Source organism: Salegentibacter profundi (assembly GCF_054121475.1).
In genome coordinates this window covers 279,326-293,552 of record NZ_JBSYGG010000001.1, presented here as the reverse complement: position 1 = coordinate 293,552, position 14,227 = coordinate 279,326, and the positions used below count along the sequence as shown (strand labels likewise).

Below are 14,227 nucleotides of genomic sequence, written 5' to 3'. Positions count from 1 at the left end.
CCTTTTCTTTATCTTTGTCCAAAGTCCTATTGTGAATTATGAATGAGAACCTGGATCCAAGTGGAGAAAATTTTTCTCCCGAAGAAATTGATATAGAAAGGGCCCTTCGGCCACTTGAATTTGATGATTTCGCCGGTCAGGACCAGGTATTGGAAAACCTTAAGGTTTTTGTTGAAGCTGCAAACCTAAGAGGGGAAGCTTTGGATCATACGCTTTTTCATGGTCCACCGGGATTAGGTAAAACTACACTGGCTCATATTCTTGCCAATGAACTTAGTGTCGGAATTAAGGTAACCTCAGGCCCTGTATTGGACAAACCGGGAGATCTTGCAGGACTACTTACGAACCTGGACGAAAGAGATATCCTTTTTATTGATGAAATACACCGTCTTAGTCCGGTAGTTGAAGAATATCTTTATTCGGCTATGGAAGATTACCGGATTGACATTATGATTGAAACTGGACCGAATGCTAGAACTGTTCAGATAAATTTAAATCCTTTTACCCTTGTTGGGGCCACTACCCGTTCGGGACTTCTTACAGCGCCTATGCGTGCCAGATTTGGAATTTCCAGCCGACTCCAGTATTACACCACAGAGTTGCTTTCAGATATCGTTCAACGGAGTGCCGAAATTCTTAAGGTTCCAATAAGTCTTGACGCTGCAATAGAGATTGCCGGAAGAAGTCGGGGTACTCCTCGAATCGGTAATGCCTTGTTGAGGAGGGTACGTGATTTCGCCCAGATTAAAGGGACAGGAAAAATAGATATAAAAATTGCCAAATACGGTCTCAAAGCACTTAATGTAGATGTGCACGGCCTTGATGAAATGGATAATAAGATACTGGAAACTATTATAGATAAATTTAAAGGGGGGCCAGTGGGCATTACCACACTTGCAACTGCGGTTAGCGAAAGCGCAGAAACCATTGAGGAGGTATATGAGCCTTTTCTAATTCAGCAGGGCTTCATTTATAGAACTCCCCGTGGGCGGGAGGTTACAGAAGCTGCCTACAGACACCTGGGCAGGACTAAAGGTCATAGTCAAGGAGATTTATTTTAAATAGATGCAAATCTCAACCAAAGAAAAATATACGCAATTAATAAAATCCGAAGCTAAACGCCTCGGATTTTTATCTTGTGGAATTTCAAAAGCCGAATTCCTTGAAGAGGAAGCTCCTCGACTTGAGAATTACCTTAATAAGGGGATGCATGGCCAGATGAAGTATATGGAAAACCATTTCGATAAACGATTGGATCCTACTAAACTTGTAGAAGGTTCAAAATCGGTAATTTCCTTGCTATTGAATTATTACCCTCATCAAATTCAAAAACAAGATTCATATAAGGTCAGTAAATATGCCTACGGCCGGGATTATCATTTTGTAATAAAGACTAAACTTAAGGAATTGATGGAGGTCATGCAGAAGGAAATTGGAGAAATAGCAGGTCGTGCTTTTGTTGATTCCGCCCCGGTACTTGACAAAGCTTGGGCTGCCAAAAGCGGTTTGGGCTGGATAGGGAAACATTCTAATTTATTATCTAAGCAAACAGGCTCCTTCTATTTCATTGCTGAACTTATTGTAGATCTGGAGCTGGAATATGATACTCCGGTAACCGATCATTGCGGAACCTGTACAGCTTGTATTGATGCTTGTCCTACCAATGCTATCGTTGAACCCTATAAAGTTGATGGAAGTAAGTGTATTTCCTATTTTACCATTGAGTTGAAAGATGAACTTCCAAACTCCTTTAAGGGGCAGTTTGAAGATTGGATGTTTGGTTGTGATATTTGCCAGGATGTTTGCCCTTGGAACCGTTTTTCTCAACCCCATAATGAGCCCTTGTTTAATCCACATCCAGATTTACTAGAAAACGATAAAAAAGACTGGGAAGAGATTACTAAAGAAACCTTCAATGAGATCTTTAAAAAATCAGCGGTGAAGAGGACAAAGTATGAAGGTTTGAGGAGGAATATTGATTTTTTAAGCAGTTAAAAATCTTGATTTAATGTTACGGTTAGCCAGGGAAAAACATAATTTTTTCATGGTCTGTAATAAAGAAGGATTTTTATCACTAATTAGGTAAAGACAATTTTGAGTAAAGATTTCTATACCCAGTTTATTTTGCCTTATTCCGGTATAATTATTAAGATATGTAGGGCCTATACCGATACTGAGGAAGATTTTCAGGATTATTACCAGGAGGTATGTTTACAAATCTGGAGAAGCCGAAAGAACTTTAAAGAGAAATCTCAATGGTCTACCTGGGTTTACAGGATTTCGCTAAATGTATGCATGAGCCTTTTAAAAAAGAGAAAAAGGAAACCATCTAACTTTACGGGAAATGAAAAGGTCCAAAACATTCCTGCTGAGGAACATTATTTCCAGGATGAATCCTTACAGCTTTTGTACAGCGCCATACGTCAGCTTTCCGAGATAGATCGGGCTATTATTTTGCTTTATCTGGAGGAGAACACCTATAAAGACATAGCCATTATTATTGGAACAACACCGAATAATATTGGAGTGAGAATCACTCGCATTAAAAAACAACTTAAAAATTTACTCGATGGAAAAATCTATTGAAAATATTTGGAGGGAAGGATTTGAAGCGGAAAAAAAGCTTTCAGTTCCAATAGTGTCCAATTTATACAAGAAAAAGTCCAAATTGATTATCCGGCAAATAAACAGCACCTCAAAAAAGGATAATTTGAGCCTTCTTCCTATAGCGCTTATCTTTTTTGGACTTTTTGCATTTTTTGGAGAAACCATGGGGGGAATATATGGGGCCACTCTTATTTTTGCATTGTTCTTAGTGAACCAAAAGATGCTGAAAAACCTTGAAACTCTGGATGTAAAAGATAGTACCTATAGATATCTCCTGGATTATAAACATCAACTGAAAAACATTATAAGGTATTCAACCTGGTTAATTGGGATTGGTTTACCTTTAGTAACAATACCGGCCTATTGGTTTTTCTTCCGCGGCGCTGGAGTTTTATCAAAACTTGAAGGTCTCGAAATTTTTTCGGAAATTCTGGTTATTTTAGGATTGGCTTTATTTCTTTCCTTACTCGGAATTCTTTGTTATCGTCTTACGACGGAAATCGTGTACGGAAGGTTGCTGGCAAAATTAGAAACTACCATAAAAGATATGGAAGAGTTAATGAGAGCATAATAAGGAATGGAACAAGAAAACAATTGTCATTATTATCCACCGGTAGAGGAAAAATTTAATATTATTTCTCATGGTTTTGGATTGGTGTTAAGTATAATTGGTTTAATTCTTCTGATATTAAGAGCAAACGACCTTGGAGATATTAGGCATCTTGTGAGTTTTAGTATTTTCGGGGCAAGTATGATCTTGCTCTATACGGCTTCCACCTTCTATCACGCTACCAGTAATGGAATTTGGAGATATCGACTGAATATTGTAGATCACGCCTCAATTTATGTTCTTATTGCTGGTACTTATACTCCCTTTGCCTTAGTCACTTTGAAGGGTGTATTGGGGTGGAGTATTTTTGGAGTAGTATGGGGCTTGGCCCTTACGGGAATAATTCTAAAGCTTTTTTTTACCGGTAGGTATAAAACCCTTTCTACAATTATGTATGTGGCAATGGGATGGATAATTGTTTTTGCCGTAAAACCTCTTTTAGATAATCTTGAATTTTTGGGTCTTGTATGGTTGTTCGCAGGTGGAATTGCTTATACATTGGGAGCGATTATTTTCAGTTTGGAAAGGATAAAATTCAACCATGCAATCTTTCATTTTTTCGTTTTACTGGGAAGTTTTTGTCATTTTATTTCCATCTATTTTTATGTCTTGCCAGAGGATCCGGTTACTTTGCTTTCCTAAAAACCTAACTTTAATTTAAAAATAGTAGAGAAAGTTTCTGAAGGAAACAATAATTGGGTTTCATGAAAGGGACTCAATTGATTTACTTTTACTGTAATTTGGAAATGCTGCGTTTCGCTGGCTTTTTCCTGTTGGTTTGTGTCTTTTATTTATGCAACCTTCCTAACTTTGTATCTATAGCCAAATAGAATAATTATGAGTAGCAATCCTCGAAAAAGACGTGAAGCCTTAGTTTATCACGCGAAACCGAAACCAGGAAAAATACAGGTAGTTCCCACGAAAAAATATTCGACACAAAGAGACCTGTCTCTTGCTTATTCTCCGGGGGTGGCAGAACCTTGTTTAGAGATTGAAAAGGATAAAGAAAATGCCTATAAGTATACCACTAAGGGTAACCTTGTGGCGGTGATTTCCAATGGCACTGCCGTGCTTGGTTTAGGCGATATAGGTCCGGAAGCTTCCAAACCTGTTATGGAAGGGAAGGGCTTATTGTTCAAAATATTTGCTGATATAGATGTATTTGATATCGAAGTTGACACGAAAGATATTGATAAATTCATTGAAACTGTAAAAAATATAGCCCCCACCTTTGGTGGAATTAACCTGGAGGATATTAAGGCTCCCGAAGCTTTTGAAATTGAAAGACGACTCAAGGAAGAGCTTGATATCCCTGTTATGCATGATGACCAGCACGGAACTGCAATTATTTCAGCAGCTGCGTTGTTAAATGCACTGGAACTGGCTAAAAAAAAGATGGAAAAGGTAAAAATAGTAATTAATGGTGCTGGAGCTGCAGCAATTTCCTGTACCAAATTATATAAAGCCTTTGGAGCCAAATCCGATAATATTGTAATGTTGGATAGTAAAGGGGTTATTCGAAAAGATAGGCCGAACCTTTCCGAAGAAAAAGCTGAATTTGCCACATCCCGAAAGATCGATACCCTGGAAGAGGCGATGAAAAGTGCAGATGTTTTTGTGGGTCTTTCTATCGCAGATATCGTGACTCCTGAAATGCTGAAAAGCATGGCAAAAAGGCCTATAGTATTTGCCATGGCCAACCCAAATCCTGAGATCGATTACAATCTGGCTATTAATACAAGGAAAGATCTGATAATGGCAACCGGGCGCAGTGACCATCCTAATCAGGTTAATAATGTTCTTGGCTTCCCATTTATTTTCAGAGGCGCACTGGATGTTCGTTCTACTAAGATAAATGAAGAAATGAAAATGGCGGCGGTAAAAGCCCTGGCTGAACTTGCCAAAGAGCCGGTTCCTGAACAGGTGAATATAGCCTATGGGGAGACTCGTATGAATTTTGGACCCGATTATATTATTCCGAAACCATTTGATCCAAGACTTATCGCCAAAGTTCCTCCTGCTGTTGCGCGTGCTGCTATGGAAAGCGGATGTGCCAGATATCCGATTCAGGATTGGGAGAAATATGAGGAAGAGTTGCTGGAACGAATGGGAAGTGATAATAAGATCACACGTTTATTAATGAATAGGGCAAAAATGGATCCTAAGCGCATTGTTTTTGCAGAAGCGGATCATCTTGATGTTCTTAAGGCTGCCCAAATAGTTAATGATGAGGGAATTGGAATCCCTATTCTTCTTGGAAGAAGAGAGGTGATTCAGAAACTAATGCAGGAAATAGATTTTGATGCCGATGTGGAGATTCTTGATCCTAAATCGGATGAACAGGAAGAAAAGCGTAATGCCTATGCTGAAGCTTACTGGAAAACTCGCAATCGTAGTGGAGTAACCTTGTACGATGCCGAGAATTTTATGCGTCTTCGTAATTATTTTGCGGCAATGATGGTCAATACAGGGGATGCTGATGCATTGCTTTCAGGGTATTCAAGGGCCTACCCTACTGTAGTAAAACCTATGCTTGAACTCATAGGGATGGCAAAAGGAGTGAGTCGTGTGGCCGCGACAAACCTTATGAACACCTCCAGGGGTCCATTGTTCATCAGTGACACCTCCATCAATATTGACCCTCCCGCAAAAGATCTGGCTAAAATAGCACAAATGACAGCCAGGACAGTGCAGCTTTTTGGACTTGAACCAGTTATAGCGATGATATCGTATGCCAATTTTGGGTCATCCAAGGATCCGCATGCCTCAAAAGTTAAAGAAGCAGTCTCTTATCTTCATCGTTGGCAGCCAGATTTGAAAGCCGATGGAGAATTACAAACAGATTTTGCACTTAATAAGGAAATGCTTCAGAGTAAATTTCCATTTTCTAAATTAGCCGGAAAAAAGGTAAACACCTTAATTTTCCCTAATCTTGATTCTGCCAATAGTAATTATAAAATGCTTAAGGAGTTAAATCAAGCTGATTCTATTGGGCCAATAATGATGGGAATGAAAAAACCGGTACATATCCTTCAGCTTGGTGCTAGTGTGGAGGAAATGGTTAATATGGCTGCTGTTGCCGTAGTAGATGCCCAGGAGAAAGAAAAAAAGAAACAAAAAGAAAAGTCATAGAAACTTGATCAAAAAGCCCGTAAAATAAGCGTTTCAGGCTTAAGTTAATTTTACTACATTTGATCTCTAAGCTTGAATTGATTTATGATTCATCATTTAAAGGGGCAATTGATTGAAAAATATCCCACTCATGTGGTAGTAGAATGTAACGGAGTAGGTTATTTTTTAAATATATCACTGAATACTTTTTCTAAACTTCCTGATGCTGAAGCCATACATATCTTTACGCATTTGCAGGTGAAGGAGGACTCCCATACCCTGTTTGGGTTTAGTGACCAATATGAGAGAGAAGTTTTTCGGTTGCTAATCTCGGTCTCGGGGGTAGGTACAAGTACTGCAAGAACGATGTTGTCATCACTGGAGCCTGGTCAGGTAAGGGAAGCTATAGCAACGGCTGATGTGGCCACAATTCAGAGTGTAAAAGGCATCGGAGCCAAAACAGCTCAGCGGGTTATTTTAGATTTAAAAGACAAGATCCTGAAAGTACAAGGAGGAGATGAAGTTTTTGTTTCTCAGGACAATACAATTAAAGAAGAAGCGTTATCAGCTTTAGAAACCCTGGGCTTTGCCCGAAAGCAAGCAGGGAAAGTTATAGATAAGATTTTAAAGGAATCTACAAGCCCTACCGTAGAGTCTCTTATAAAACTTGCGCTTAAAAATCTGTAGAAATTGAAGAACAATTACTTGAAATTGTCAACTTCGGTCCCGCTTGCCCTCCTATTGTCTCTGGTGATTTCAACAAATTTATCAGGACAGGAGACCTTGCAGGACACTACCCGAACCGGATATGATTTGGGAACTATTTCATTGCCTGATCCCGAGAGTTTTTCTTCACAATATGAATATGATCCGATCTTAGACCGTTATATCTTTCGTGAAAGCATCGGAAACATCAGTTTATCACAACCTCTTATTCTTACTCCTGAAGAATTTGAAGAACTCGTCGTTAGGGAGGAGATTCAAAATTACTTCAAATTAAAAGGGGATGCCCTGGCGGGTAATAAAAAAGGGTCCGAAGAAATCCAGAAGGATATGTTGCCGGATTTCTATGTGAATTCTGGTTTTTTTGAGAGTGTTTTTGGAGGAAACGAGATTGAGATTGTTCCCCAGGGTACTGTTGAAATGGATTTGGGATTATTATTTACCAAACAGGATAACCCAGCTTTTTCCCCAAGGAATCGAAAGAACCTCACCTTCGATTTCGATCAGCGCATCAGTTTAAGCCTTCAGGGGCGGGTAGGGGAGCGTCTTGGAATTATTGCTAATTATGATACGGAATCCACCTTTGATTTTCAGAATCAATTGAAATTAGAATATACGCCCAATGAAGATGATATTATTCAAAAGATCGAGGTAGGTAATGTGAATATGCCCTTGAACAATGCTCTAATGCAGGGAGCCCAAAGTCTTTTTGGATTTAAAACGGAACTCCAATTCGGAAAAACCAGGATTACTGGAGTGTTTTCAGAACAAAAATCAGAGCGGCGAACAGTGAATGTTGAAGGAGGGGCCACCATAGAAGATTTTGAAAAGTTTATCCTGGAATACGATCAGGATCGACATTTCTTCCTTGCACACTACTTCAGAGACCACTATGATCAGGCTTTAAAGGATTATCCATTTATTAATTCGAATATCCAGGTACAGCGAATTCAGGTGTGGGTGACCAATCGAACCAATAACATTCAGAACTTACAGGATACACGTAATATTGTGGCAATTCAAGATCTTGGGGAAACCTTTATAGAAGGGAATATTGGTTTAGAGAATCCACCTGGTGGATTCTTTAATCAGCCTGAAGGTTCTTATCCAGACAACAGAAATAATGATTTTAACCCCTTTGGAATCAGTGGGCCCGAAGAATCTGTCCTAACTCCTGCTATAAGGGATATTTCCACAATAGAAAGTGGCTTTGGGGGTGTCCAGGTTTCAGAAGGCTTGGATTATATTAAACTCGAAAATGCCAGGCAATTAAAGCCTAATGAATATACCCTTAATACACAATTAGGCTATATCTCATTAAATCAACGTTTAAGTAATGATGAGGTGCTGGCCGTAGCATTTCAGTTCACTGTTAACGGCGAGGTTTATCAGGTTGGAGAATTCGCTAACGATGGGGTGAATGCTACCGGTTCGGATTCCCCTGATGAAACAGAGCAGGAGAGTGAGCAAAATATCAATCCTCGATCGAATCGTAATTTAGTTGTAAAACTACTTAAAAGCACTATTACCAATGTAAATGAGCCTATTTGGGACTTGATGATGAAGAATATCTACAGTCTGGGAGCTTATGAGCTGGAAAGAGATGATTTTAGAATGAATATTCTTTATACCGATCCTCAGCCACTTAATTATATCAAACCGGCAGGAGAATCAGAATTGCCTGAAGATGTTAGCGAAACACCACTTTTGAGAGTTTTTAATTTGGATAAGCTTAATTCCAATAATGATCCAATAGTAGGTGGTGATGGATTCTTTGATTTTGTACCTGGTCTTACCATAGACCCCCGAAATGGGAATGTTATCTTTACTTCGGTAGAGCCTTTTGGCGAATACCTTTTCAAGAAATTGGATTATACCCCGAATACCGGTATGGAAGATTATGCTGATAAAGATACCTGGAATGCAAACCAACGAAAATATGTCTTCCGATCACTCTACCGTACAACGAAAACACAGGCCGAGCAGGAAGAGGCAGAAAAAAATAAATTTCAATTAAAAGGGAGATACAAATCAGCAGAAGTAGAAGGAATCCCCATTGGATTTAATCTTCCGCCTGGTTCGGTAACAGTAACGGCTGGAGGCCGAATACTTCAGGAGGGAGTCGATTATGTAGTGAACTATGAACTCGGTCGGGTTCAAATCCTTGATGAAGGTTTGCTTGCTTCAAATATTCCCATTCAGGTTAACACGGAAAATAATGCCCTATTCGGACAGCAGACCAAACGTTTTACCGGAGTTAATGTAGAACATCTTTTCAATGAGAACTTTCTGGTTGGGGCCACTTTTCTAAATTTGAAAGAACGTCCTTTAACTCAAAAAGCTAATTACAGTTATGAACCGCTCAATAACTCGATTTACGGTTTTAACATAAATTATTCTACTGAAGTTCCCTTCTTCACCCGCATGGTTAATAAACTCCCCAATATAGATACTGAGGTGAAGTCTAACTTTGCAGTGACAGGTGAATTTGCTTATTTACAACCAGGATCACCCACTATTAATGATTTCGGAGGAGAAACGACCACTTATATAGATGATTTTGAGGCCGCTCAAACCTCTATTGGCATTAATACCCCCTTAAGCTGGGAACTTTCCAGTGTACCCTTGGGATTTGGGGGGGAACTATCCAATGGTGATGTAAATGTCGGATTTAAAAGGGCAAAATTAGCATGGTATACTATAGATCCTATATTTTACAGTAGTAGTCGACCGGCCGGTGTCACAGATGCTGACCTTTCTTCCTATGCTACCCGGCGTGTTTCAATGAGCGAAATTTTTCCTAATACAGATGTGGTGCAAGGACAACCTATGGTGGTCTATACTATGGATGTGGCCTATTTTCCAGGTCAGCGGGGGCCCTATAATTTTAACCCAGCTGCTTCTAATGAAAATACACTACCAAATCCTGGCGATAATTTTGGAGGAATGATGCGGGGAATAAGTGCTACAAATTTCGAACAGTCAAACGTAGAGTTCATTGAATTCTGGGTGATGGATCCTTATATCTACGGTGAAAACCAGGGGAATTCAGGAGGGACCATCCGCTTTGATTTAGGCAATATTTCCGAAGATGTTTTGAAAGATGGAAGAAAACAGTACGAAAATGGTTTGCCAAAAGACGGGGGCGATAGTAATACAATATCAACAAATTTCGGGAAAGTACCTTCCGATCAGTCTTTGGTGTATGCTTTTGATTCCGAAGGTCAAGAACGATTAAATCAGGATGTAGGTTACGATGGTCTTTCCGATGAGGAAGAGGCTGTAGAATTTCCAGAATTTGGTAACCTGGAAGATCCTGCCGGGGACAATTATGAATATTTTCTTTCCAGAGATGGGGGTATTGTAAATCGCTATAGGGATTATAACGGGATTGAGGGAAATTCCCCAACCGAAGTAGGAGATACTAATCGGGGAAATACTACTTTGCCTACTACCGAGGATATTAACCGGGATAATACGATGAATACCATAGATAGTTATTTTGAGTATGAAGTTCCTTTCTTCCCGGGTATGGATATCGATAATAATCAGTATATTACTGATGTCAAGGAGCTTAATGTTAGCCTAAGAAATGGTCAGGAACTTCCTGTTAGGTGGCTCCAATTCAAGATACCGATCTATGAGCCTACAGATAGCAAAGGAGGTATTGCGGATTTCAGATCGATTAGGTTTATGAGGATGTTTCTCACGGATTTTCAAGATCCGACATTATTGAGATTTGGAACCATGGAACTTGTCAGGGGGGATTACCGCAGGTATAATCAAAGCCTTCAAACTGAGAACGCTAGGCCGGAAAACTCCAATACCTTATTTGAGGTTACTGCCGTTAACATTGAAGAAAATGAGAACCGACAGCCCATTCCTTATGTATTACCACCGGGAGTAATCAGGGAAGAACTTTTTGAAAGCAATACCAATATAAGGCAGAATGAACAATCATTAGCCTTAAGGGTTTGCGATCTGGAGCCCCAGGATTCCCGTGCAGTGTATAAGAATTTTCAGATTGACATGCGGCAATATAAAAATCTTGAAATGTTCCTGCACGCTGAATCCCTTGTGAACCATTCGCCATTAAAAGATGGCCAATTAGTGGCTTTCCTTAGAATTGGAACTGACTTTACCGATAACTTCTATCAGGTTGAAATTCCTTTAAGCCCAACTTTATTCGGGGCACAGTCTGCCGAAGAAATTTGGCCAGCAGTAAATCAGCTTGATCTTCCGTTGGAGTTGCTCAAAAGGGTTAAAACCAGTGTTTTGGGGGACCCTTCTTTAAATTCTGGGGATCTTAATTTCTACACACGGGACCTTGAATTAACAGATCCGGAAAGTCCTTATGATCCGGGAGAGATGCGGATTGGTATTAAGGGAAATCCCAGTTTTGGAAATGTTCGTGTGCTGATGCTTGGTTTAAAAAACGGGATGCCAAATAATAGTGCACAGGATATCTGCGGAGAGGTCTGGTTTAATGAACTAAGACTTTCGGACCTCAATAATGAAGGAGGTTGGGCAAGTATTATTAATATGGATACCAACCTTGCCGATTTTGCTAATCTGGCGGCGACGGGGCGGAAGAGCACTGTTGGCTTTGGTACGCTAGATCAAGGACCTAATCAGCGAAGCAGGGAGGATGTTCAGCAGTATGATGTGGTTACCAATTTAAATATGGGGCAATTATTTCCTCAAAAGTGGGGTCTGAGAATACCTGTAAACTATAGCCGTGGAGAAGAGCTTGTAACCCCAAAGTACGATCAGGAATTCCTGGATGTGGAATTGGAAACCAGGTTAAATGATATTATTGATCCGGTAGAGCGAGATAGGGTAAGAAAGCAATCGCAATCTTATACGAAACGTCAAAGTATAAATGTGATAGGATTAAGAAAAGAGAGGACCGGAGAAGCCAAACCTATGCCATATGATATCGAAAATTTTACCTTTTCCACCTCCTTTAATCAGGTAGATCATCGGGATTTTGAAATAGAAGAAAGCTTGGATCAAAATGTTAGGGTGGGAGGAACTTATGAATTTAATTTTACCAATGAACCCATTGAACCTTTCAAGAATGTAGCTGTTTTAGATAGTAGTGATTATTTCACCATTATAAAAGATTTTAATTTTAATCCTCTCCCTACCAATATTAATGCGAGTTCGAATATTCTTCGCCAGTATAATGAACAGAAATTCCGAAGTCTTGAATTGTCTGAAAACGATCTCGGGATTCCGGTTCTATATCAGCGGAATTACTTATTTAACTGGGATTATGGTGTTAATTATAATTTGACCAAATCTTTGAATTTCAGTTTTAATGCATCCAATAACCGGGTGGTTAGAAACTATATAACCGATGAAGGTATTCCTGATAACAGCATAGGATTATGGGACGACTTCTTTAGTATTGGTGAGCCTAATCTCCATTATCAGAGCCTTCAGCTAAATTATGATTTGCCACTGGAAAAACTTCCAATACTGCGATTTCTTAAGGCCACTTATTCTTTTACCGGTGATTTTCAGTGGCAGCGAGGTTCCAGGATTTATGATAACCTTGAAGGTATACCGGATATCGGAAATTCTATTCAGAACTCCAATACCCATCAAGTCAATGCGAACCTTGATTTACAAAATCTATATGATTACCTTGGACTAGTGGAGAAGAAAACTGCGGGTAATAGCACAATAAAAGAACGCAGTGCCGGCGTGCCTACCCTCGATGAGACACCCGATGATCCGCAAGAAGCATCTCCTCCAGAGACAAAGGAGTATAAAGGATATAATACTTTTGTCGGGATAATTACTTCCTTAAAGCGAATCCAGGTGAACTACAGGAACAATCAGGGCACCTTTTTGCCAGGATACACTCCAGAAATAGGTTTTATGGGAACCTTAAAGCCATCTATGGGATTTACCTTCGGGCTTCAGGATGAAGTCAGGTATATGGCCGCCAGACGAGGTTGGCTCACTCTTTTCCAGGATTTTAATCAACAATATACCACAGTAGAAAATGAACAGCTTACTGCTCAGGCTTCCCTGGACCTTCTTCCAGATCTTACAATAGATATCAGTGCCAACCGAAATTATGCAGAAACGTTTAATGAAAATTACCAGGTGGATCCCACGACGCTCGAATATCAATCTCTCACACCTTATACTTACGGGAACTTCAATGTTTCGACGATCTTGCTAAAGACGGCCTTTAATCAATCTTCTGAGACATCTTCAGAAACTTTTGAGACCTTCAGGGAGAATAGATTGACAGTTGCCCGCCGCTTGGCTGAAGAACGAGGACTTAACCCTAATGAAACCGATGATGACGGATACCCGGTTGGGTTAGGAAAAACCAACCAAGCTGTGCTATTACCTGCCTTTATCTCGGCTTATGCCGGGGTTGATCCTGATAATGTGAAATTAGGAGCCTTTCGAGATGTGCCTTTGCCTAACTGGGACCTTAAGTATACAGGTCTTATGAGAATAGGTTGGTTTAGGGATAAATTCAGGCGAATATCTTTAAATCACGGATATCAGTCCAATTATACAATTAATCAGTTTCAAAGTAATCTTGATTATGATCCTGATGATGTATTTGCGGTTAACCAGGCGGGAGATTTCAAAAATCCTATGCTCTTTTCTAATATAGTCTTAACTGAACTATTTACACCTCTTCTAAGAGTGGATCTGGAAACAAAATCTTCTATACAGGTGCTTGCCGAAATTCGAAAAGACAGGGCTCTGGCTTTAAGTTTTGATAATAACCTGCTTACAGAAACTCGCGGGAATGAATATAGGCTTGGAATGGGATATCGTATCAAGGATTTGAAAATAGCAACGAGTTTAGCTGGTCAAAATAGGATCTTAAGCAGTGACCTTAATTTTAAAGGAGATGTGTCCTTTAGAAGGAATAATACCGTAATTAGGTATTTAGATTTAGAAACCAGTCAGGTGATTGCAGGTCAGGATATATGGGGCATTAATTTCACTGCTGACTATGCTTTATCTCAGAATCTCACAGCAATATTTTATTATGATCATAGTTTCTCTGAATACGCCGTCTCAACTGCTTTTCCTCAGACTACTATAAGGTCTGGGATTACATTACGATATAATTTTGGAAATTAAATAATGGCTGTTTGAACAATTGCATTAAAAAATTACCTTTGCGCATAT

8 protein-coding genes are annotated in these 14,227 nt (G+C 39.6%); all 8 read left to right on the top strand.

Annotation, left to right across the window (positions count from 1 at the left end; translation table 11 throughout):
* Positions 1-38 precede the first annotated feature (38 nt).
* Entirely contained in the window at positions 39-1,061 is a 1,023-nt protein-coding gene (gene ruvB, locus ACW6NC_RS01435) for a Holliday junction branch migration DNA helicase RuvB (protein WP_457863302.1), read from the top strand.
* Between the two features lie 4 nt (positions 1,062-1,065).
* Entirely contained in the window at positions 1,066-1,995 is a 930-nt protein-coding gene (gene queG / locus ACW6NC_RS01430) for a tRNA epoxyqueuosine(34) reductase QueG (protein ID WP_457863300.1), read from the top strand.
* Between the two features lie 99 nt (positions 1,996-2,094).
* Positions 2,095-2,586 (top strand): RNA polymerase sigma factor, encoded by a 492-nt coding sequence (locus tag ACW6NC_RS01425; RefSeq protein WP_457863298.1) that lies wholly within the window; start codon positions 2,095-2,097, stop codon positions 2,584-2,586.
* On the top strand, positions 2,570-3,178 hold the full coding sequence (locus ACW6NC_RS01420) for a hypothetical protein (RefSeq protein WP_457863296.1): 609 nt from the start codon (positions 2,570-2,572) through the stop codon (positions 3,176-3,178). The genes ACW6NC_RS01425 and ACW6NC_RS01420 overlap by 17 nt, the downstream gene beginning before the upstream one ends.
* A 6-nt stretch (positions 3,179-3,184) precedes the next feature.
* Positions 3,185-3,859, top strand: coding sequence for a PAQR family membrane homeostasis protein TrhA (trhA, locus tag ACW6NC_RS01415; RefSeq protein ID WP_457863294.1), 675 nt, complete (start codon positions 3,185-3,187; stop codon positions 3,857-3,859).
* 195 nt (positions 3,860-4,054) lie between these two features.
* Positions 4,055-6,349, top strand: coding sequence for an NADP-dependent malic enzyme (locus ACW6NC_RS01410; protein WP_457863292.1), 2,295 nt, complete (start codon positions 4,055-4,057; stop codon positions 6,347-6,349).
* Positions 6,350-6,433: 84 nt separating this feature from the next.
* Positions 6,434-7,015, top strand: a complete 582-nt coding sequence (ruvA, locus tag ACW6NC_RS01405) for a Holliday junction branch migration protein RuvA (protein ID WP_457863290.1) — start codon at positions 6,434-6,436, stop codon at positions 7,013-7,015.
* A gap of 3 nt (positions 7,016-7,018) precedes the next feature.
* Complete coding sequence (sov, locus tag ACW6NC_RS01400; protein ID WP_457863288.1) at positions 7,019-14,179, top strand: T9SS outer membrane translocon Sov/SprA; 7,161 nt, start codon at positions 7,019-7,021, stop codon at positions 14,177-14,179.
* The last annotated feature ends 48 nt before the right edge of the window (positions 14,180-14,227 follow it).

Coding starts and splice junctions, on each gene's coding strand:
- ruvB (WP_457863302.1), top strand. CDS start 39: ATGAATGAGAACCTGGATCCAAGTGGAGAAAATTTTTCTCCCGAAGAA.
- queG (WP_457863300.1), top strand. CDS start 1,066: ATGCAAATCTCAACCAAAGAAAAATATACGCAATTAATAAAATCCGAA.
- ACW6NC_RS01420 (WP_457863296.1), top strand. CDS start 2,570: ATGGAAAAATCTATTGAAAATATTTGGAGGGAAGGATTTGAAGCGGAA.
- trhA (WP_457863294.1), top strand. CDS start 3,185: ATGGAACAAGAAAACAATTGTCATTATTATCCACCGGTAGAGGAAAAA.
- ACW6NC_RS01410 (WP_457863292.1), top strand. CDS start 4,055: ATGAGTAGCAATCCTCGAAAAAGACGTGAAGCCTTAGTTTATCACGCG.
- ruvA (WP_457863290.1), top strand. CDS start 6,434: ATGATTCATCATTTAAAGGGGCAATTGATTGAAAAATATCCCACTCAT.